Here is a 20,968-nt window from a genome sequence, read left to right on the forward strand (position 1 = left end):
GCGCGACCCGGGCGCGTGGCGCACCATGGTCATTCGACTTGCCCGGCAGGTGGGCCAATGAGCGGCCGAGATACGCACAGGTGCCAGGCAAGTCGGGTGATCTTGAGTGGTCGCCGGACGCCGGGCGCCGGGCGCGGCGTGCAGTGCGCGTGACGCGCGGCGCGAAACGACGCAGCTTCCGCTCCACGGGCCCGGACAAAGGTGGAAGTCCGTAGAATTCAGGCATGTCGCGGCAATCGGCGGGGCGGCGGGCACGGGTCCTGGTGACCGGGGCGACCGGGTACATCGGCGGGCGGCTGGCCCCACGGCTGATCGAGGCCGGTCACCACGTGCGCTGCCTGACCAGGTCGGCAGGGCGGCTGCGGGACGTGCCGTGGGCGCACGAAGTCGAGATCGCCGAGGCGGACGTGCTCGACCTGGACGCCACCCGCGACGCCCTGCGGGACATCGACGTGGCCTACTACCTGGTGCACTCGCTGGGCACGCCGCAGTTCGAGGACGTGGACCGCCGGGCCGCGCACACCTTCGCCGAGGCCGCGCGCCAGGCCGGGGTCAAACGCATCGTCTACCTCGGCGGCCCGGAGCCGCACCCCGCCCTGGACGGCACGCCGGCCTCGGCGCACCTGCGCTCCCGGGACGAGGTGGCGACCCTGCTGGCCGCGTCCGGGGTGCCCACGGTGACGCTGCGGGCGGCCGTCATCATCGGCTCCGGCTCGGCCTCGTTCGAGATGCTGCGCTACCTCACCGAGCGGCTGCCGATCATGGTCACCCCGCGCTGGGTCGGCACCCGCATCCAGCCCATCGCCGTGCGCGACGTGCTGCACTACCTGGTCGCCTGGGCGAGCGTGCCGGGCGAGGTCAGCCGCTCGTTCGACATCGGCGGCCCGGACGTGCTCACCTACCGCCAGATGATGGACCGGTACGCCCGCATCGCCGGGCTGCGCCCGCGCGTCATCGTGCCGGTCGGGGTGCTCACGCCCTGGCTCAGCTCGCAGTGGGTCAACCTGGTCACGCCGGTGCCCGGCGCGATCGCCAAACCGCTGGTCGCGAGCCTCATCCACGAGGCGGTGTGCCGCGAGCACGACATCGCCCGGTACGTGCCCGACCCGCCGGAAGGGCTCAAGGGCTTCGACGAGGCGGTCACGCTGGCGCTGGTGAAGATCCGGGACGCCGACGTGGAGACCCGCTGGTCGACGGCGACCTGGACGGGCGCGCCCGCCGAGCCGCTGCCCACCGACCCGGACTGGTCGGGCGGCAGCGTGTACATCGATCACAAGACGCGCCGGGTGCACGCGCCACCGGACGCGCTGTGGAACGTCATCGTGCGCATCGGCGGGGAGACCGGCTGGTACTCCTCACCGCTGGCCTGGGTGCTGCGCGGCTGGTTCGACCGGCTGATCGGCGGGGTCGGGCTGCGCCGCGGCCGGCGCGACCCGGTCGAACTCTACGTCGGGGAGGCGCTGGACTTCTGGCGCGTCGAGGAGATCGAGCACGGCCGACTGCTGCGGCTGCGGGCGGAGATGCTGCTGCCCGGCCGGGCCTGGCTGGAGTTGCGGGTGGACCCCGACCTGCTCAGCCCGGAGCACGTCTGCCGCTACGACCAGCGGGCGGTGTTCATCCCGCACGGGCTGACCGGGCACCTGTACTGGCAGTGCATCTCGCCGTTCCACCACTTCATCTTCGGCGGCATGGCCCGCAACATCGCCCACGCCGCGGAACGCGCCGCGTCCCCGACCGAGCCGACGCCACCGCCGGTCCGGGCGTTGTCACCGACCCGGGTCCGGGCCGAGGGCTCCCCGGCCGGCCCGTAGCGCGCCGCGCGAACGTGCGCGGAGGCGCCACCCAGGGGTGCGGGTGGCGCCTCCGTCATTTCTTTCCGGGGAGGATCAGGTCAGAGGGTCAGCGACCATGTGTCGATACGCCCGGTGTCCAGGGAGGCGGCGTCACGGACCCGCAGGGTCCAGGTGCCGTTGGCGGCCTCCGTGGAGAGGTTGACGGTGAAGGTCTGGTTGATGTTGTCGGCGCTGCCGCCGGTCCGGTTGTGCAGGTTGTACACCGAACCGTCCGGCGCGACGAGGTCCACGACCAGGTCACCCTTGTAGGTGTGGATGATGTTGACCGCGACCGCGCTGGTGGACGACGCGTTGCGGGCACAGCCCGAGATGGTGATGGTGCTGGTCACCGTCGTGTTGTCCGGGATGGTGACGTCGGTCGGGTTGGTGCCCGTGCAGCCCGGCGCGCCGTTGACGGTCAGGCTGTAGGTGGTGGTCCGGGTCGAGCTGGCGCCCGTGCCCGTCACGGTGATCGCGTACGTGCCCGCCGGGGTCGACGAACCCGTCGCGATGGTCAGCGTGGACGAGCCGCCGGCCGAGGTGATCGACGTCGGGCTGAACGACGCGGTCGCGCCGCTCGGCAGGCCGCTGGCCGACAGGCTGACGGTCTGCGCGCTGCCGTTGGTCAGGGTCGCGGCGATGGTGCTGGTCACCGAGCTGCCGGGGTTGACCGAGCCCGACGCCGGCGACGCGGCGAGGGAGAAGTCGTTGCCGGTCGGGCAGGCGGTGTCGCTGCCGGCCACGTTGACCGCGGTCCAGGCGGCCTGGACGGTCTTGTACTCGACCGAGCAGGTGCCGTAGAGGTCCGTGGCGGCACGCAGCGTGTAGGCACGGGCCGTGTTGGCCGGGTTGCTGGTCAGCACGTAGCGGGTGCTGGAGGTGAAGTACACGTCCAGCGCGCGGTACCAGATCTTCTCGGCCTTGGCGCGGCCGATGCCGACGACGGCCGGAGCCGAGCCGCAGACCGGGCTGGTGCCGTACGACGTGGCGCCGGTGCCCTCGGCCAGGTTGAAGAAGAAGTGGTTGCCCGGGCCCGAGCTGTAGTGCACGTCGACGCTGTTGGTGCTGGTCGACCAGCAGCCGTGCGACGAGCCGTCCAGGGTCGGGTTGTACATGTAGCGCAGCGGGGTCCCGTTGCCGTTGATGTTGATCTTCTCGCCGACCTGGTAGTCACCCGGGTCCGACGGCGCGGCCGCGTAGAACTCGACCATGTTGCCGAAGATGTCCGAGGTGGCCTCGTTCAGACCGCCGGACTCACCCGAGTAGACCAGGCCCGCCAGGGCCTCGGTCACGCCGTGGCTCATCTCGTGGCCCGCGACGTCCAGCGACACCAGCGGGCGGCTGTTGCCCGAGCCGTCGCCGTAGGTCATCTGCGCGCCGTCCCAGAACGCGTTGACGTACGCGTTGCCGTAGTGGACCCGGCTGGGCACGCCCGAGCCGTTGCCGAAGATGCCGTTGCGGCCGTGCACGTTCTTGAAGTAGTCGAACGTCTTGGCCGCGCCGAAGTGCGCGTCCACACCGGCGGACTGCCGGTTGGAGTTGGCTCCCGTGCCCCACGCGTTGTCCGCGTCGGTGAACGTCGTACAGGTCGACGTGCCGTTGTTCATGTCGCAGGTGCGGCCGTTGCCGCGCACCGGGTCGATCATCTGGTACGTCGAGCCCGACAGGGTCGTGTCGATGCTGACGTTGCCGGAGTAGATGCCGTTGCCGGTGCCGGTGACCGTCTCGATCTCGTCGAACGAGCCGATGAGCGCGCCCGTCTGCGCGTCGGTGATGACGTGCAGCTTGGACGGCGTCTGGCCGTCGGCCAGCCAGCCGTGCAGCGTGGTCTCCCAGGCCAGGCGGCCCTGACCGGTGCTGGCGTCGACGAACAGCTCCGAGCCGCGCTCGGCGGTGATGGTGCCGGCGAAGTTGGCCTTGGCCGTCTCCAGCGCCTTCGCCGCGGTGACCTTCGGGGTGGTCGCCACGGAGATGGGCGCGATCAGGCCGTTGGACACGCCGGCGTAGGCGCCGCCGGCCTTGGTGTGCACCGTGAAGTCACCGCCGTACACGCGCAGACCCTGGTAGGTGCGGGTGTACTTGGTGTGGGTGGCGCCGTTGGCGTCCTTGCGGACGCGCTCGACGGTGTAACCGTCCGACGCCGACGAGCGGATGTCCGCCGCGTTCGCGCCGACGGCCGCGGCACGTTGCGCCGCGGCCGCGTCGGGCGCTGCCGCGCCCGAGGTTGCTGACACTGCCACGAACGCGACCGCGGTGACGGCCACGCCGGCAGTGGCGAGGATCTTCCTCACGAGTCCTCCCCGACTCTCCACAAAGTTCTCGTGGCGGTAGCCACGAGTTCCCTATGGATACCTTGTTTCCTCCTCACATTGAAAGACTTGAGTATGCAGATTCATGTGTGACATACTCGCGCGCGATCCCGCGACTGCCGTCACACTTTCTGACCATCCGGTCACTCAGGGATGTTCTGTGTACCGATGCGCTTGCGGAAGACCCAGTAGGTCCAGCCCTGATAGAGCACCACGATCGGCGCGAACACCACGGCCACCCAAGACATGATCTTCAAGGTGTACGCCGACGACGACGCGTTGAGCACGGTCAGGCTGTTGACCGCCGGGTCGATGGTCGACGGCAGCACGAACGGATGCAGCCCGGCGAACAGCGACGCCACGGCCAGCGCGACCGCCGCGGCGGTGCCCGCGAACGCCCAGCCCTCGCGGCGGCCCTCGCCACCGCGGGCCGGCAGCCGGTTCGCGATCAGCCCGCCGACCAGGCACAGCGCCGCGAGCACCGACAACACCACGGCCACCGGGCCGCCCCGGTGGGCCAGCGTCAGGCCGAGGAACAGCACCGCCAGCGCGGCTGCCCCGAGGCCGGCCCGCCCGGCCAGCACATTCGCCCGCCGCCGGATGTCGCCGCTGGTCTTCAGCGCGATGAAGATCGCGCCGTGGGTGAGGAACAGCGCGACCATGGTCGCCCCGCCGAGCAGCGCGTACGGGTTCAGCAGGTCGAGCACGCCCCCGACGTAGTTGTGGCCGGAGTCCAGCGGCACCCCCCGCACCACGTTGGCGAAGACGAGCCCCCACACGAACGCGGGCACCGCCGAGCCGAAGACGATGCACCAGTCCCAGCGCCGCCGCCAGGCCGCCTCCGGGCGCTTGCCGCGGAAGTCGAAGGCGACCCCGCGCAGGATCAGCGCCAGCAGGATCAGCAGCAGGGGCAGGTAGAACCCGGAGAACAGGCTCGCGTACCACTCGGGGAACGCGGCGAACATCGCCCCGCCCGCGGTGATCAGCCAGACCTCGTTGCCGTCCCACAGCGGGCCGATGGTGTTGATGACGACGCGGCGCTCCCGGTCGTCGCGGCCGAGCACGGGCACCAGCATGCCCACGCCGAAGTCGAAGCCCTCCAGCACGAAGTAGCCGACGAACAGTCCCGCGATCAGCAGGAACCACAGGGTGGTCAGTTCCATGGCGCACCTCTCCTAGTACGCGAAGGCCAGCGGGCGGTCCTCGTCGGACTCGGCCGGTGGTGGCGGGGTGACGTCGGGCAGTCCGGCGCGGGCGTACTTGAGCAGCAGCCGCACCTCGATGAACGCCAGCACCCCGTACACCAGGGTGAAGACGGCCAGCGACGTGATCAGCTCGCCCGCGCCGACGTTGGGCGAGTTGGCGGCGGCCGTCTTCAGCTCGCCGAACACCACCCACGGCTGGCGGCCCATCTCGGTGAAGATCCAGCCGGTGGAGTTGGCCGCCAGCGGGAGCAGCGGCAGCAGCGGCAGCGTGCGCACCAGCCAACGGTTCGTCGGCGTGCGCCCGCGGCGGATCGACCACAGCGCCCACAGCGCCAGCAGCGCCGCGGCCGAGCCCAGGCCGATCATGAAGCGGAACGTCCAGTAGGTCAGCGGGATGTTGGGCGAGTAGTCGCCTTCGCCGTACTTCTGCTCGTACTCGGCCTGCAGGTCGTTGATGCCCTCGACGCGACCGTCGAAGCTGCCGGTGCCGAGGAACGACAGCAGCCCGGGGATCTCCACCGACCAGACCGGGCGGCTGCCGTCGAGCGTGCCGACGGTGAGCACCGAGAACGGCGCGGGCTGCTCGGACTCGTAGAGCGCCTCGGCGGCGGCCATCTTCATCGGCTGCACCTCGGTCATGATCTTGCCCTGGATGTCGCCGGTGAGCAGCATCGCGCCCATCGCGACCAGGGTGGTCCACGCGCCGATCTTCACGGCGCTGCGGTACGTGCCGGTGTCCTGGCCGGGGCGGCGCACCAGGTGCCAGACCGCGACCGCGGTGACCAGGCCGCCCGCGACCAGGAAGCACCCGGCCACGGTGTGCGGCACGGTGATCAGCGCGACCTTGTTGGTCAGCACGGCGACGATGTCGGTCAGCTCGGCGCGACCGGTGTCCGGGTTGATGCGGTAGCCGACCGGGTTCTGCATCCACGAGTTCGCGGCCAGGATGAAGTACGCGCTGAGCACCGTGCCGACCGCGACGACCCAGATGCAGGCCGCGTGGATCTTCTTCGGCAACCGGTCCCAGCCGAAGATCCACAAGCCGAGGAACGTCGACTCCAGGAAGAAGGCGACCAGCGCCTCCATGGCCAGCGGCGCGCCGAACACGTCGCCGACGAAGCGCGAGTACTCGCTCCAGTTCATGCCGAACTGGAATTCCTGCACGATGCCCGTGACGAGGCCCATCGCGAAATTGATCAGGAAGAGCTTGCCGTAGAACTTGGTGAGTTTCAGCCACTTCTCGTCGCCGGTGCGCACCCAGGCCGTCTCGAAGGCGGCCACCATGAACACCAAGCCGATGGTGAGGGGCACGAAAAGGAAGTGGTAGACGGTGGTGACACCGAACTGCCAGCGGGCCAGATCCGTCACGTCCATGCCGGGACTCCTGCCTGTGCGAGGCTACTGGCAGCAGAGTGCTCCCTGAATATGAGCTGAATGACGGGGTATCCCCGGGATGCGAGCTGAGTCACGCTCGTGCGTCACTGTCCGCCTTCGCAGCCCCTCCGGAAGACATTTCAAAACGTCTATGCGAATCCCCGCCCTGGCTGAATCCTGAGGCCCTGGAAGCGCTCCCACATTCGCTCTCAGGAAAGGGATTCCCGTGTATCTCTCCCGCAGGCGCCCGCCGCCCGGACGGCGTGCCGCACATCTCACCGCAGCCGCCGCCACCGCGCTGGCCTCGGCCCTCGCGCTCGCCTCCGGCCTGCTGCCCGGCCAGCCGGACCGCCCCGCCCACGCGGCCACCGTCGAGTCCGTCATCACCGTGTATCCGACCACCGGGGCGTGGCTGACCGGGCCGCGCCAGGACCAGGTGCTGCGCCGCGCCGAGGTCACCGTGCCGCTGCCCGCGGGCCGGCGAAAGGTGCGGCTGGCCAAGGGCGAGGGCTTCGCGGAGCTGGACTTCCTGTCGGTCACCCCGCCCGCGGTGCCCGGCCCCGGTCCGGAGCCGTCCCCGCAGCCGAGTCCCTCGGCCTCGACGGGGCCGTCACCGAGCGCGCCGCCCGCAGCGCGCTGCACGGCCGCGCACCGGCCGACGACGAAGGCGGCCCGCCTGATGACGGGCGGGCCGCCGCCTGCCGCCGTGCCGGGGCGGGCAGGGCCCCGGCACGGTTCACCCGCCCTGGCCCGGCGGTCCGGGCCGGGTGGCGGCCGATCACCGCCACCCGGCCCCGGTGTCAGCAGAGCCCGCCACAGCCGCCCGTGCCGGGCAGCGTCGGCGGCACCCGATCCATCGGGTCCGGCAGGTCGGGCCGGCCCTCCGGCAGCGGCATCGCGGCCAGCCGGGTCGGCTCGACCAGCACGTACAGGTCCCCGGCGGTGTCGTCGACCAGCATGATCGTGCTGGGGTCGCGCACGTCGTCCGGCGTCCCGTCCGTTCCGGGCGCGTGCCAGCCCTGGACCACGTCGACCGCCGCGCCGCGCAGCCGCAGCACCCCGTCGACCATCTCCTCGGTGACGATGCCGCCGTACGCCTCGTCGGGGTTGACGTAACCGCCGTCGTCCTCCGGGTAGTCGCTCACCCCCGAGTAGCTGTCCTCGGGGCCGTCGAGGTCGTCGCGGGAGGTGCCCTCGTGCGTCGACTCCTTGTCACCGTCGGGTTGATAGCGCTCGCCGCGCATGTCGCGCACCGCCGCCGCGCCGTCCACCCGGGTGTCGTCGAATCCGTTCCAGTTGCTGTTGGTCTGGCCCTTCTCGTCGCTGTAGACGATCTGCACGTGGTGGCCGTCCCGGGTCACCTGCTCGGTCGAGCCGTCCCGGTACCGGTTGACCGTGCCGCCGTCGCCGGCCTGCTCGGCCCCGAGCCAGCCGCCGTGCGCGAGGTGCGGGTTGGCCGTGCCCGCGCTGACCAGGCTCGCGTCGAAGCGGCCGAGCTTGACCCCGGCCGGCCGGCCGGGCTTGGCGGTCAGCCCGTCGAGGCCGAGGGAGAAGCCGTCCCGCTCCAGCGAGATCCCGTACTCGTCGAGCTGCTTCGCGGAGACGCCCAGGCGGGTGAGGGTGTCGGCGCGTTCGGGCAGCGGGAACGCGCCCAGCGGGTCGACGCCGAGCTTCTGGCGGGCGGCGATGATCTCAGCCGGGAACAGCACGAAACCGCCCACGCCGTACTCGAACGTCGGCAGTGCCCGGCTCGCGGCCAGCTCCGCCACGTGCCGCAGCGGCGGCCTGCTCGCCGGGTCGTGCGGGTCGGTGCCCGCGGCGACCTCGTCCACGTCGCACACACCGTCGCGATCGGAGTCGTAGGCCCGCCAGGAGACGTAACAGCCGGTCGGGTCGCACAGGCGCAGCACCCGCCGCTCGCGGTTGCGCTCCTCGGCCGCCGCGCCGGGCACGCCGCCGCCGATCGCGAGCACTCCGGACAGGACGGTCGCCGTACCGATACTGAGGATTCTTCGAGGCATGCGGCGACGGTCGCACCGAGCGCTCCGGCAGACCGCCCGCTGTCGGCATCCCGCCACTCGCACCCCCTCTCCACCTGGGGATTTCCCTGGTACGACCCCACTACTCTGTGCGCGTGTTCTTCGATGTCGATGCCGATCGGCTGCTGGCCGACGCCCGGCGAGCCGGCGAGCCGGTGGCCGCCGCCCGGCTGATCGCCGAGGCGTTCTTCAGCATGTCCCGCACCGCGGACGCGACCGTCCTGAGGCCGCTGGCCGACCGGCTCGCCGCGCTCCGCTCCGACCCGGCCCGGCCGCAGACAGAGGTGCTGTTCCACACCGTGGCCGGGGTCGTCGGCGTACGCACCAGGAAACCGCACGCCACCCGGCACCTGGAGACGGCGCTGCGGCTCACCGAGACGCACCGACTGCACACCGATTCGCTCTACCTGGAATGCGCGCTCATCTGCACGCTGCAACTGATGCGTCCGCAGGAGGTCCGGCCGCGCTTCGCCCCCTTCGTGGCCCAGGCCGACGCCGACCCCGCCCGCCGGGCGCGGCTGGCGTCCATGCTCGCGCTAGGCGACGCCTGGAGCGGCGACCTGCTGCGCGGCCGGGCCGGGCTGCACGAGGCGCGGCGGCTGGCCGGCGCGGCGGGACGGATCGATATCGAGGCCGAGGCCGCCTCCTGGCTGATCAAGATCGAAGCGATGTGCGGGGACCTGACCGCCTCGGCCGCCTGCCTGGCGCAGTCCCGCGACCTCGCGGCGCGGTCCGGGTCGGCCTGGGTCGCGGCGCACATCGCCGAGTGCGCGGCCGCGCTGCACCTGGCCGCGGGCGACACCGACGCCTGGCTGGGCGTACTGGAGTATCTGGTCGGCACCGTGGTCGGGGCCAACTCGGGCCTGATCTTCGAGCACCGCTGGGAACTGGCCACCCACTACGCCCTGCACGGCCGCCCCGAGGCCGCCGCCGCGCTGCTGGCCGGGATGCCCGACCCGCCGCTCGGCTGGCCCGGCGCACCCGCGCTGCCCGCCTGGCGCACCTGGATCGCCCAGCCAGCCGACCCGGAGGCGATGGCCCGCTTCGAGACGTCCCTGGCCGGGCTGAACCGGCCCGTGGAGCGGCTCTCCCGGCCCCGGATGGCCTGGCTGCTGGGCGCGCAGCATGCCCGGCTCGGCCGCCGCGCCGACGCGGTACGGCTGCTGGAGGCCGCCTGCACCGGGTACGCCACGATCGGCGCGGCCGGCCTGCTCGCCCGAGTCATGGCCGACCTGCAGCGCCTCGGCGTGCCGGGCGGCCCGGTCGGTGTGCCCCGCATCCCCGCACCCCGATCCGCCGAGCCGCAACCGACCCGGTCCGAAGCGCGGGTTGCGCCGGACGATCCACGGCCCGCCGCGGCCGAGCCGCGACCGGACCCGTTCGACGGACCGCAGCTGACCGAGGCCGAGGCCAGGGTCGCCCATGCCGTCGCGAGCGGCCTCAGCAACCGGGAGGTCGCGGCGCAACTGGGGGTCTCGGCCAAGACGGTCGAGTTCCACCTCGGCAACATCTTCCGCAAACTCGGTGTACGCAACCGCACCGAACTCGCCTCAGCCACCCTGCCCCTCCGATCTTGACGGTTTCCGGTCGTCCCGGTGACTACAGGCCGTCAAGATCGCGACGTGCTCAGGTCGTCGCGCAGGTCTCCCTCGGCACGACGGGCATGGTGACGGCGACCGTCAGCTGATCTGCTCGACCGCCGGAGCGCGCCGGGTGCGGCGGGCAAGTTCGCCGAGCCCGATCAGCAGCAGGCCGAGCAGGAAGAACAACACGGAGAAGACCAGGGCGTTGACCGCGACCGCGCCGTAGCCCAGCGCCGCCACGTCGATGAAGGGGTACGGGTACCGGCCCGTGATCGCGCCGCGTACCAGTGCGAACGCCAGGTAGGCCAGGGGGTAGGCCAGCCAGGCCCCGGCGTGCCACCAACGCACCCGGTCGCGGTTGACCAGCAGCCAGTCGGCGGCCGCGAGCAGCGGCGTGGCCGTGTGCAGCAGCAGGTTGTGCAGGGTCTCCGCACCCGGGTCGGCGGTGAAGAACGGGCTGGCCGGATTCGTCAGCACCAGGTGGTACACGGTGCCGGTGATCGCGATGTAGAGCGTCGCCGCCCCGCGCAGCCGCACGTCGCCCCGGCCGAACGCGGCGAGCCCGAACACGGCCGCGACGATCAGGTTGCTCTGCACCGTGAAGTAGACGGCGATGCCCGCGTCGCCGCCGGTGTGCACCAGCAGCAGCACCACGCCCGCCAGGGCGCAGCCGGCGGTGAGGGCGCGCAGCGCACGGGCGATCGGCATGCGCGAGAACGTACCAACGGGCGGTCGCGGTGAACAGCCCCCGCCACGAGCCTGTTGCGTTCGGACGGTCGGCGGTATTTCATGACCTCCGGCGATCGAAAGATCGGCATGGTCACGCCTTGGAGGACGCGATGCTCGCACGGCTCGGTCGGATCACGGCCCGGGGGCGGTACGCCGTGATCGCGGTCTGGGCCGGGATCGCCCTGTGCGGTGCGGTCTTCGGCGGCACCGTGTACGACCGAACCCAGCCACTGGACGACCTGCGCCCCGGCGCGCCCTCGACCGTCGCGCAGGCCCGCCTCGACGCGTTGACGCCGACCGGTGAGCAGGTGGTGGCGGTGCTGTCGGGGCGCAACTTCTTCGCCACGGACCTGGTCAACCAGGCCACTCAGATCATGTTCGAGATCCGGGCGATCCCGGGCGTCGTCAAGGTCACCGACCCGTGGACCGCCGGCTCGGCGCAGATCACGGCCGACAGCCAGAGTTCGCTGGTCGTGGTCGAGCTGGCCCCGGCGCTGGACGACGACGCGGCGCTCGCCGTGGCCGACCAGGTCAGCGCGGCGCTGCACCGGGTCGCCGTGCCGGAGGTGCGGGTCGGCGGCAAGCTGCTCGCCGAACGCGACTTCGGCGACCAGGCGATCGCGGACGCCGCGCTCGGCGAGTCGGTGGCGCTGGTCGTGCTGTGCGGGGCGCTGGTCGTGATGCTCGGCGGCCTGGCCGCGGGCAGCCTGCCGATGGGCGCCGCGCTGGCCACGGTCGCCGGGACGCTGCTCGCACTGACCGGCCTGGCCGGTGCGATCGGCGTCAGCGACTACACGGTCAATGTGGTGACCCTGCTCGGCCTGGGCCTGGCCGTCGACTACAGCCTGCTGATCGTTGCCCGGTTCCGCGAGGAGCGGGCCGCCGACCCACGCGCGCCGATCCCGGACCTGCTGGCCCGGACGGTGGCCACCGCCGGGCGGGCCGTGCTGGTGTCGGGGCTGGCGGTCGGGGTCGCGCTGTCGGGCCTGTTCGTGTTCGCCGATCCGCTGCTGGCCGCGATGGCATTGGGCGGCGCGCTGGTCGTGCTGCTGGCGACCGCGACCGGCCTGACGCTGGTGCCCGCGCTGATCGCGGTCGCGCACCGGCGCATCCCCGCGCCGGGCACCCGGACCTGGGTGTGGCGGCGGCCCGCCCGGCGCGGCCCGGGGCTGCTGGCCCGCTCCGCGGCGTTCGCGCAGCGCCGGCCCGTCGCGGTCGCGCTGGCGGTGAGCGCCGCCCTGCTCGCGCTGGGCGTGCCGCTGCTGCACGTGAACCTGGCCGACTCCGACGCCCGCTCGCTGCCCGCGAGCAGCGAGTCCCGGCAGGCGTACGAGGCGTACGAGCGCCACTTCGCCGCGAAGTATCCCCAGCCGATACCCGTGGTGATCGAGGCCGGGGCCGCCGATCCGGCGGTGCAGTCCCTGCTGGCCCGAATCCGCGCCCTGCCCGGCGTGACCGATGTGGACCTGCGTGAGAACGTGCCGCCGCAGGCCGTCGTCGCCGAGGTGGAGCTGCCCGGCCCGGCCGCGGGCGAGCGCACCCAACAGCTGGTACGCGACCTGCGCGCGCTCGACACCACCGTGCCGGTGCTGGTTGCCGGTCCCGCCGCGCAGCTCGTCGACGCGAAGGACGCCACGGGCGACCGGCTGCCCGTCGCGCTCGCCGTCGTCGTGGCCGCCACGTTCCTGCTGCTGTTCCTGCTCACCGGCTCGCTGGTGGTGCCGGTCAAGGCGCTGCTGATGAACCTGCTGACGATGGTGGCCACACTCGGCGTGCTGGTCGCGGTGTTCCAGTGGGGCTGGGGGTCGGGCCTGCTCGGCTTCACGCCCTGGGGTGCGCTGGACCTGACGACGCCGCTGCTGCTGTTCGTGTTCATCTTCGGCCTGTCCATGGACTACGAGGTGTTCCTGCTGGCCCGGATCAGGGAGGAGTGGACTCGCCGCGCCGGCGACTCCCGCGCCGCCGGCGACCGCGCCGTGCTCGCCGGGATCACCGCCACCGGCCCCGTGGTCACCGCCGCCGCGGTGTCGATCGGCATCGTGTTCCTCGGCTTCGCGCTGGGCGAGCTGATCGCGGTCAAGGAGATCGGCGTCGGCATGGCCGTCGCGGTGCTGCTGGACGTGACCGTGGTCCGCGGGCTGCTGCTGCCCGCCGTGATGTCCCTGCTCGGCCGCGCCAACTGGTGGCCCGCCCGCGGGGCCGCGCTGCCGGCAGGCACCGCGCCGACCACTCCGTCCCCGCCGACTCCTCCCCGCCCTCGCCGCGCGCAGCCCGCGAAGGCGGTCTCCGCCGCTCGCCCGCCCCGTTCCTCATAGACGTTGAAAGTCGCCTCCGGCGCGGCCGGCGCGGCGAGCGCGTTAAGGTGCCGTGTGCCGATCCCCCACCCCGACGCCGCGCTGCTGCGCGCCCTGCTCGTCCGGCATGAGGACGCGTCGGGCACCTGGCCCGCGCTGCTGTGGCGAGCCGGCGACGGCTGGCAGATGATCTCCAGCGCGGTACTCGGCGGCGGACTCGGACCGCGAGCGTGGGTGCTCAACGCCCAGGTCGGCCACGGATACACCCGTCTGGACCCGGACCGGCACCTGGCCGAGATCGCCCAGCGGCACGGCATGACCGGCCGCGGCGTGGGCCTGATGACGGCCGCCCGCGTGACCGAGGGCGCGTTCGCCACCGACGGCGGCGTCGAGGCACTGGTCACGGCCGGGATCGGCGTGTGCGGCTGGGCCGCCGAGCCCGCGACGACTGACCTGGCAACGTCGGCGCAAAGGGCGGTGCCGGTCCCCGGCACCGTCAACATCGTCGTCGCGCTGCCGGTGGCGCTGTCGCCCGGCGCGATGGTCAACGCGGTGGCCACCGCGACCGAGGCGAAGGTGCAGGCGCTGCTGGCCGCGGGGTTCGACGCCTCGGGCACGCCCACCGACGCGGTATGCGTGGCCGCGCGGGAGGCGGGCGAGGAGGTCCCGTTCTGCGGGCCGCGTTCGGAGTGGGGATCGCGACTGGCGCGAGCAGTGCATACGGCCACATGGGAGGCCGCTCTGCGATACCGCGCCCGGCGACTTTCGTAGAGACGGCAAGAACTTTTGCAGTACTGATCGAAAGATATGGACAGCGCGATCGAAAGCGTCTAATGTCTCGATCCACCCTCCGATGTTTCTGGTGTGTTAATCGTCGGCGTCGATGACCACCCGGGCACGGCCACCTCTCTCCTCCCCCAGGAGCAACGATGGGCAGACGACTGCTACGCCGAATTCGCGGTCCCGTGCTGGTATCCCTGGCCCTCGCCCTCGCGGGCGGGGTATGGGCAGCGCCCGCCGCGGCGATCCCGACCCAGGAACCCGGCGTCACCCTGCGCGTGTTCGACCTCCAGGTGCCGCTCAACGAGATCTGCGTCCTCAAGCCGGGCCAGACCCCGAACGTCGACAAGCTGATGCCGACGGTCAACTGGACCACCGCGGCCGACTTCGGGTTCGAGGACCTGTTCCTCGCCCAGGTGCTCGGCAACGTCAACATCACCACGGCCGGCGCGTACACCTTCCGGCTCACCAGCGACGACGGCTCCGAGCTGATGATCGACGGCGCGATGGTGGTCAACCACGACGGCCTGCACGGCGCGACCGCGATGGAGGGCACGGTCAACCTGACCACCGGCTACCACGCGCTGCGCATCGACTACTTCGAGCGCACCGGCGGCCAGCAGCTCACCCTGGAGTGGCGTACGCCGGGCTCGTCGACGTTCACGCTGGTGCCGAACTCGGCGCTGAGCACCGACGCGGGTGTGGTGCGGGTGACCGCGCCGGGCCGCAAGGAGTGCGAGGGCGTGGCCGACTCCCCCGGCGACGGCCTGCCGCTGACCGGCGTGCACCCCGGGTACACGCTGACCAACCTGCGGCCGGGCACGTTCCAGCCGAAGGTCACCGGCATGGACTGGCTGCCCGACGGGCGGCTGGTCATCTGCACCTGGGGCGGCACCGACCAGTCGGGAACGTCGCAGGCCGGTGAGGTCTACGTGCTGGGCAACACCGGCGGGGCGACCAGCCCCGGCAACGTGACCACGAAGAAGATCGCGGGCAACCTCAAGGAGCCGATGGGTCTCAAGGTGGTCGACGGCGTCGTCTACGTCACCGAGAAGCAGCGGCTGACGCAGCTGCTCGATACCAACGGCGACGACGTGGCCGACCAGTACAACACCATCGCGACCTGGCCGTTCGGCGGCAACTTCCACGAGTTCGCCTTCGGCCTGCTGTATCAGGACGGGTTCTTCTACCTGAACCTGTCGGTGTCCATCAACTACGGCGGCGCGACCACGGTGCCGCAGCCCGCGACCAACCGGGGCACCACGATCAAGGTGAACAAGGCGACCGGCGCGGTGTCCTACATCGCCGGCGGCCTGCGCACCCCGCACGGCATCGGGTGGGGTCCGGAGAACGGCGTCTTCGTCACCGACAACCAGGGCGGCTGGCTGCCCTCGTCGAAGCTGCTGCACATCAAGCAGGGCCGCTTCTTCAACCACTACACCACCCCGGCCGGACCGTTCGACACCGCGCCGGTGACCCCGCCGGTGCTGTGGATGCCGCAGAACGAGATCGCCAACTCGCCGAGCACCCCGATCCTGCTGCTCAGCGGCGTGTACGCCGGGCAGTTCGTGATCGGCGACGTGACCTACGGCGGCCTGCAGCGGGCGTTCGTGGAGAAGGTCAACGGGGAGTACCAGGGCGCGCTGTTCCGGATGACGCAGGGCCTGGAGGCCGGTGTCTCCGAGGTCAACATCGGCCCGGACGGGGCGATCTACCTCGGCGGCCTGGGCGCGGGCGGCAACTGGGGCCAGTCCGGCAAGCTGACCTACGGCCTGCAGAAGCTGACCCCGAACGGCACGTCGGTGTTCGACATCCTGGCCGTGCGGGCCACCGGGGCCGGGTTCGAGATCGAGTACACCCAGCCCCTGTCGGCGGCGACGGCGGCGAGCCTGGCCTCGGCGTACAAGCTCAAGCAGTGGCGCTACCAGGCCACGGCCGACTACGGCGGCCCGAAGCTCGACGAGCAGACGCTGACCGTGACCTCGGCGACGCTGTCCGCCGACGGCAGGAAGGTGACCCTGGCGGTCGACGGCCGGCTGGCCGGGCGCGTGGTGCACATCCGCTCGCCGCGCCCGTTCACCTCCAGCACCGGCGCTTCGCTGTGGAGCACCGAGGCGTGGTACACCCTCAACGCCGTCCCCGGCCAGACCCCGCCCCCGGCGGACGGGATCTACCAGGCCGAGTCGGCGGCCCGCAGCGGCGGCGCGACGGTCGCCACCGACCACACCGGCTACACCGGCACCGGCTTCGTGGCCGGGTACGGCACCCTCGGCGCGACCACGACGTTCACCGTGACGGCGGGCACGGCCGGGACCTACCAGGCGGCGCTGCGCTTCAGCAACGGCCCGAACCCGTTCGTCGGCCCGAAGACCGTCAGCCTGTACGTCAACAACGTCAAGCAGCGGCAGGTCACCCTCGGTAACACCGGCAACTGGGACACCTGGTCGACGATCACCGAGAGCGTCGTGCTCAACGCGGGCGCGAACACGATCGCGATCAAGTACGACAGCGGCGACACCGGGCACGTCAACCTGGACGCGCTGACGGTGTCCGGCGGGGCCGGGGCGATCGTCGGCATCGGCGGCAAGTGCGTCGACGTCGACAACGCGGGCACCGCCGACGGCACGAAGATCCAGCTGTACACGTGCAACGGCAGCAACGCGCAGCGTTTCAGCCGGGTCGGCAGCGCGTACCAGGTGCTGGGCAAGTGCCTGGACGTCGACAACGCGGGCACCGCCAACGGCACGAAGGTGCAGCTGTGGACCTGCAACGGCACCGGCTCGCAGGTCTGGCAGCCGCAGCCGGACGGCACGCTGCTCAACCCGCAGTCGGGCAAGGTGCTCGACGCGCTGGGCGGCAGCTCGGCCAACGGCACCCAGCTGCACATCTGGCAGGCGGCCGGGGTGCTCAGCCAGCGCTGGGCGGCGGCCGGCAGCGGGCAGCGCATCCAGCTGTTCGACGGCGACGACGTGGCCTCGTGGCAGAACTCCAGCGGCGGCGCGGCGACGTGGCCGTTCTCCGGCGGCTCGCTGGAGTCGCTGGGCGGCGACATCCGCTCCCGGCAGGCGTTCGGCGACTTCAAGCTGCACGTCGAGTGGTACGAGCCGCTCTACCCGGCCAACGTCACCGGCCAGCAGCGCGGCAACAGCGGCATCTACCTGCAGGACCGGTACGAGCTGCAGGTGCTGGACTCGTACGGCGACACCGCGCTCGACAACACCGAGGCGGGCGCGATCTACACCAAGGCGGCCGCCACCGTGAACGCGGCGGGCGCGCCGGAGACCTGGCAGTCGTACGACATCGTGTTCCGGGCGGCCCGGTTCGACGGCTCCGGCAACAAGATCGCCGACGCCCGGGTGACCGTGGTGTGGAACGGGTTCGTGGTGCACAACGACATCACGATCAACGGGCCGACCGGTGCCGGTGCGCCGGAGGGCGCGTCCGGTGGCCCGCTCCGGCTGCAGGACCACGGGGACGCGGGAGCGAACCCGCGGTTCCGCAACATCTGGCTCGAACCGCTGTAGCCACCGCCCGCAAATAGGACGAAAGCTGCGCCCCTGCTGCTACAACAGCAGGGGCGCAGCCCTGTGACCAGGCAAGAAATCTAATCTCGACTAATCCTACCGGCCTTGTATAGAATAAGCACCGTCCGCCACCTCCAGCCCCGAAAGGCGTACGCCATGAGTGACCTGACCCCGCAGCAGACCGCCACCGACTCCAACGCCGTCGCCCGCGCCCTGCGCGCCGCGCTCAACGAGGACTGGCTGGCCACCGCCGTCGGCCTGCTCCTGGTCGCGCTCGTGCTGACCGGCGTCATCCCGACGGGCCTGGTGCCCTGATGGTCGCCACCGAGGAGGACCTCGCGCCCGCGACCGCCGAGCGCACCGCCCGCACCTGGCCGTGGCTCGTCCTCGGCGTGCTCATCGTGCTCGTCCTCGGTTCGGTGGCCCGCTACCTGGAGGACACGGTCCCGGCCGCGGCCAAGGGCACCAGCCTGGAGAAGTTCGCCGCCGCCGTCGAATACCCGATCTACGCGATCGCGCTCGGCCTGATCGGCAACGTGATCGTCTACTACGCGGGGCTGCGCGAGCGCATCGCCGACGCGGTGCGCACCGAGTTCTTCATCAAGACCGGCCTGGTGCTGCTCGGCGCGTCCATCAACCTCAGCCTGATCGTCAAGGCCGCCGGGCCGGCGATCCTGCAGGCCGTGCTGCTGATCAGCAGCGTCTTCCTGATCACCTGGTATCTCGGCGGCCTGCTCGGCCTCGACGAGAAGCTGCGCGCCCTGCTGTCGGCCGCCGTGTCGATCTGCGGCGTCAGCGCCGCCATCGCCGCCGCCGGAGCCGTGCGGGCCAGGCGCGAGCAGCTCGCGTACGCGGCCAGCCTGGTCATCATCTTCGCGCTGCCCTCGATCTTCCTGCTGCCGTGGCTCGCCGACGTGTTCGGGCTCAGCCCCGCCGTCGCCGGAGCCTGGATCGGCGGCAACATCGACACCACCGCCGCGGTCACCGCCGCCGGAGCGATCGCGGGCGAGCAGACCCTGCAGATCGCCACCATCGTCAAGGCCACCCAGAACGCGCTGATCGGCATCGTCGCGGTCGCGCTGACGGCCTACTTCGCGTTCAAGGTGGAGAAGGACGCCGACGCGCAGCGCCCCGGCCTGCGCCAGCTGTGGGACCGCTTCCCCAAGTTCGTGCTCGGCTTCATCGCCGCCTCCGCCATCGGCTCCTGGTACGCCGGCACCGTCAGCGCCGCCGAGGCCAAGGCCCACATCGGCGTCATCAACGACCTGCGCACCTGGTTCCTGATCCTCGCCTTCGTCAGCATCGGCCTGCAGTTGCGCGTCAGCGCCCTGCGCGAGGCGGGCTGGCGCCCGGTCGCCGTGTTCGGCGGCGCGACCCTGGCCAACCTCGCTATCGGCCTCGGCCTGGCGTCGATCCTGTTCGCGGGCTTCACCGCCTGACGACCCGAACTCCGCGCGCCGGTCGCTGGGCCACAGGACCGGCGCGCGGCCCATGTCCGGAACCCGGCACCGGCGCGCGGCCCGGCCTTGCGTCCGCCGGACACGCGCGGCCCTATCGTCCTTCCATGGACACCCCTGCACTGGTCGGCGCGTTCAACGACGCCTGGAACGACCACGACCTCGAAGCCGCGCTCGACCTGTGCACGGCCGACGTGGTGTTCGAGAGCACGAACCCCGCCCCGGACGGCCGCCGGCACGAGGGGCGCGATGAGGTGCGTGAGGCCTGGCGGCCGGTGTTCGAGCAGCTCGAAGGCCGGTTCGACATCGAGGAGCTGACCGTCGCCGGTGACCTGGTGGTGCAGCGGTGGCGCTACGGCTGGGGCACCGGGCACGTGCGCGGCGTCGACGTCATCCGGGTCCGCGACGGCCGGATCGCGGAGAAGTTCTCCTACGTCAAGGGCTGACCGGGCCGTCCGCGGGCGGCTCTCCCGCGCGGACGGCCCGGTGCCTGCTCAGCCGAGCGGGGCGTCGACCTCTGCCGGGTTCATGGTCGCGGGCGGCGTACGCGGCTCCGGGTCCACGGCCCGCAGCAGCTTCGTCGGCTCCGGCACCGGCTCGCGCAGCGGAGGCGGCGGCAGTGCCAGCGGTGACTCCTGCGCCGCCTGACCCGCGGCGCCGGGCGGTGCGACCGGGACGCCTCCATCCGATGCCGACGGTCCCGCCGACGGCGTCGCGGACGGCGTGGCCGAAGGAGTCGCCGATGGAGCCAGGATCGGCGGTGCCAGGCCCGGCTGGGCAGCGGTCGCACTGGGCTGCGCGGCGACGCTGAGCTGCGCCGAAGCGCTGGGCTGTGCGGTCATGCCGGGTTGCCCAGTTGTGCCGGGCTGCGCAGTTGTGCCCGTCACCGGCGGACCGGCGCTCAGGCTCACCGAAGGCGTGACACCAGGCGAGACCGCGGGAGCGACCACCGGCTGCGCCGAAGCGGACGCGCTCGGCGGGGCCGATGCCGACGAGCTGGGCCGGGCTGCTCCCGACGGGCTCGGCGGGGCGGCCGCGGACGCAGCGGCCGAGGGCGGCACGGCGGGGACAGCCGAGGGCGCTGGCGTGGACGGGCTCGAGAACGCCGACGGACTCGGCTTCGCCGATGCCGATGCCGACGGGCTGGGCTTCGGCGAGGGCGACGGGCTCGGGCTCGGTTTCGCCGACGGGCTCGGGGCCAGGTCGGCGTCGTCGTCGGAGCAGCCGCCGCAGCTGTAGTACAGGATGTCCCAGTGGTTGCCCTCGTCGGTGTAGACGTTCCCGGACGGGGCCTTGTACTGGTAACCCCAGCCCTTGATGTAGCCGACGTAGCGGAAGTACCGCTTGATGTAGCGGCCGACGCAGTCGTACTTGCTGATGTCGATCTTCCAGCCGTTCCAGTGGGTGTACGTGCCGGAGCCGTGGCCGGTCTCGGTGCCGCCGGTGACCCGCAGGTCGCACTTGCTTGCTTTGCGCAGGGTGAGCAGGCCGTCGACGGTGCTGCGGCGGATGCGCTCGAACGAGGTGCAGTTCGGGTTGTCGCGGTCGGAGCACTTGCCGCTGGACCAGATCGAGATCCCGGCGTCGCGGAAGATGTCGACGGTGGTGCGGTGGCTCAGGTAGGCGGCGGCCTGCGCACTGACGCCGGGCCAGCCGAGGACGAGGACGGTGGCCGTGGTCAGCAACAAGAGACCACGTCGCACGGTGCGGCGCATGGGTTCTCCACTGCTAGGGGAAGGTCGGGCTGCCCTGACGCTACCGACAAACAGCGTAAACCGGACAAGAATTCGCAAAATTGCCGAAATGCCCCATTGGTCACCGAGCGCCGCCGCCGGCAACCAC

The 20,968-nt window shown here is 71.8% G+C and carries 14 protein-coding genes; 8 read left to right on the plus strand and 6 right to left on the minus strand.

What is annotated here, in order from left to right; genetic code table 11:
• The first annotated feature begins 224 nt into the window (after positions 1–224).
• Positions 225–1,811, plus strand: a complete 1,587-nt coding sequence (locus tag AB0B35_RS01075; RefSeq protein ID WP_361039171.1) for an SDR family oxidoreductase — start codon at positions 225–227, stop codon at positions 1,809–1,811.
• An 80-nt stretch (positions 1,812–1,891) separates the two neighbouring features.
• On the opposite strand, the gene AB0B35_RS01080 is transcribed toward AB0B35_RS01075, so the two are convergent.
• The 4 genes from AB0B35_RS01080 to AB0B35_RS01095 all read right to left on the minus strand — a co-directional run bounded on the left by AB0B35_RS01080 (position 1,892) and on the right by AB0B35_RS01095 (position 8,741).
• On the minus strand, positions 1,892–4,123 hold the full coding sequence (locus AB0B35_RS01080) for a M4 family metallopeptidase (RefSeq protein ID WP_361039173.1): 2,232 nt from the start codon (positions 4,121–4,123) through the stop codon (positions 1,892–1,894).
• A gap of 161 nt (positions 4,124–4,284) precedes the next feature.
• Positions 4,285–5,304, minus strand: a complete 1,020-nt coding sequence (gene cydB / locus AB0B35_RS01085) for a cytochrome d ubiquinol oxidase subunit II (protein ID WP_361039176.1) — start codon at positions 5,302–5,304, stop codon at positions 4,285–4,287.
• Between the two features lie 12 nt (positions 5,305–5,316).
• Positions 5,317–6,720 (minus strand): cytochrome ubiquinol oxidase subunit I, encoded by a 1,404-nt coding sequence (locus AB0B35_RS01090; RefSeq protein WP_361039179.1) that lies wholly within the window; start codon positions 6,718–6,720, stop codon positions 5,317–5,319.
• An 800-nt stretch (positions 6,721–7,520) separates the two neighbouring features.
• Positions 7,521–8,741, minus strand: coding sequence for a thrombospondin type 3 repeat-containing protein (locus AB0B35_RS01095; protein ID WP_361039182.1), 1,221 nt, complete (start codon positions 8,739–8,741; stop codon positions 7,521–7,523).
• A gap of 113 nt (positions 8,742–8,854) precedes the next feature.
• Here AB0B35_RS01095 and AB0B35_RS01100 point away from each other — a divergent pair, with 113 nt between their 5' ends.
• The gene (locus AB0B35_RS01100) at positions 8,855–10,336 is read left to right on the plus strand and encodes a LuxR C-terminal-related transcriptional regulator (RefSeq protein ID WP_361039185.1); all 1,482 of its coding nucleotides are present in this window, start codon (positions 8,855–8,857) and stop codon (positions 10,334–10,336) included.
• 102 nt (positions 10,337–10,438) lie between these two features.
• Here the strand turns inward: AB0B35_RS01100 and AB0B35_RS01105 are convergent, their stop codons facing one another.
• The gene (locus AB0B35_RS01105) at positions 10,439–11,050 is read right to left on the minus strand and encodes a Pr6Pr family membrane protein (protein ID WP_361039188.1); all 612 of its coding nucleotides are present in this window, start codon (positions 11,048–11,050) and stop codon (positions 10,439–10,441) included.
• A 131-nt stretch (positions 11,051–11,181) separates the two neighbouring features.
• On the opposite strand from AB0B35_RS01105, the gene AB0B35_RS01110 reads away from it, so the two are divergent.
• From AB0B35_RS01110 to AB0B35_RS01135, 6 genes are all read left to right on the plus strand, one after another.
• Complete coding sequence (locus tag AB0B35_RS01110) at positions 11,182–13,386, plus strand: MMPL family transporter (protein ID WP_361039190.1); 2,205 nt, start codon at positions 11,182–11,184, stop codon at positions 13,384–13,386.
• Positions 13,387–13,440: 54 nt separating this feature from the next.
• Positions 13,441–14,136, plus strand: coding sequence for an adenosylcobinamide amidohydrolase (locus AB0B35_RS01115; RefSeq protein WP_361039192.1), 696 nt, complete (start codon positions 13,441–13,443; stop codon positions 14,134–14,136).
• Between the two features lie 158 nt (positions 14,137–14,294).
• A complete protein-coding gene (locus AB0B35_RS01120) occupies positions 14,295–17,669 on the plus strand; it encodes a family 16 glycoside hydrolase (protein ID WP_361039195.1) in 3,375 nt (1,124 codons plus the stop codon).
• Positions 17,670–17,825: 156 nt separating this feature from the next.
• On the plus strand, positions 17,826–17,984 hold the full coding sequence (locus AB0B35_RS01125; protein ID WP_360536006.1) for a hypothetical protein: 159 nt from the start codon (positions 17,826–17,828) through the stop codon (positions 17,982–17,984).
• Complete coding sequence (locus AB0B35_RS01130; RefSeq protein ID WP_361039197.1) at positions 17,984–19,108, plus strand: putative sulfate exporter family transporter; 1,125 nt, start codon at positions 17,984–17,986, stop codon at positions 19,106–19,108. Before AB0B35_RS01125 ends, AB0B35_RS01130 begins: the two co-directional genes overlap by 1 nt.
• 125 nt (positions 19,109–19,233) lie before the next feature.
• Complete coding sequence (locus tag AB0B35_RS01135) at positions 19,234–19,572, plus strand: nuclear transport factor 2 family protein (protein WP_361039200.1); 339 nt, start codon at positions 19,234–19,236, stop codon at positions 19,570–19,572.
• Between the two features lie 48 nt (positions 19,573–19,620).
• Here AB0B35_RS01135 and AB0B35_RS01140 read toward each other — a convergent pair whose 3' ends face one another.
• On the minus strand, positions 19,621–20,841 hold the full coding sequence (locus AB0B35_RS01140) for a hypothetical protein (RefSeq protein ID WP_361039202.1): 1,221 nt from the start codon (positions 20,839–20,841) through the stop codon (positions 19,621–19,623).
• Positions 20,842–20,968: the final 127 nt, after the last annotated feature.

The sequence above is a fragment of the Catellatospora sp. NPDC049133 genome (genome assembly GCF_040648455.1).
Classification (GTDB): Bacteria; Actinomycetota; Actinomycetes; order Mycobacteriales; family Micromonosporaceae; genus Catellatospora; species Catellatospora aurea.

Bases quoted from the DNA above. Each gene is read 5' to 3' on its own strand.
- AB0B35_RS01075 (WP_361039171.1), top strand. From the start codon at position 225: ATGTCGCGGCAATCGGCGGGGCGGCGGGCACGGGTCCTGGTGACCGGG.
- cydB (WP_361039176.1), bottom strand. From the start codon at position 5,304: ATGGAACTGACCACCCTGTGGTTCCTGCTGATCGCGGGACTGTTCGTC.
- AB0B35_RS01090 (WP_361039179.1), bottom strand. From the start codon at position 6,720: ATGGACGTGACGGATCTGGCCCGCTGGCAGTTCGGTGTCACCACCGTC.
- AB0B35_RS01095 (WP_361039182.1), bottom strand. From the start codon at position 8,741: ATGCCTCGAAGAATCCTCAGTATCGGTACGGCGACCGTCCTGTCCGGA.
- AB0B35_RS01105 (WP_361039188.1), bottom strand. From the start codon at position 11,050: ATGCCGATCGCCCGTGCGCTGCGCGCCCTCACCGCCGGCTGCGCCCTG.
- AB0B35_RS01110 (WP_361039190.1), top strand. From the start codon at position 11,182: ATGCTCGCACGGCTCGGTCGGATCACGGCCCGGGGGCGGTACGCCGTG.
- AB0B35_RS01120 (WP_361039195.1), top strand. From the start codon at position 14,295: ATGGGCAGACGACTGCTACGCCGAATTCGCGGTCCCGTGCTGGTATCC.
- AB0B35_RS01125 (WP_360536006.1), top strand. From the start codon at position 17,826: ATGAGTGACCTGACCCCGCAGCAGACCGCCACCGACTCCAACGCCGTC.
- AB0B35_RS01130 (WP_361039197.1), top strand. From the start codon at position 17,984: ATGGTCGCCACCGAGGAGGACCTCGCGCCCGCGACCGCCGAGCGCACC.
- AB0B35_RS01135 (WP_361039200.1), top strand. From the start codon at position 19,234: ATGGACACCCCTGCACTGGTCGGCGCGTTCAACGACGCCTGGAACGAC.
- AB0B35_RS01140 (WP_361039202.1), bottom strand. From the start codon at position 20,841: ATGCGCCGCACCGTGCGACGTGGTCTCTTGTTGCTGACCACGGCCACC.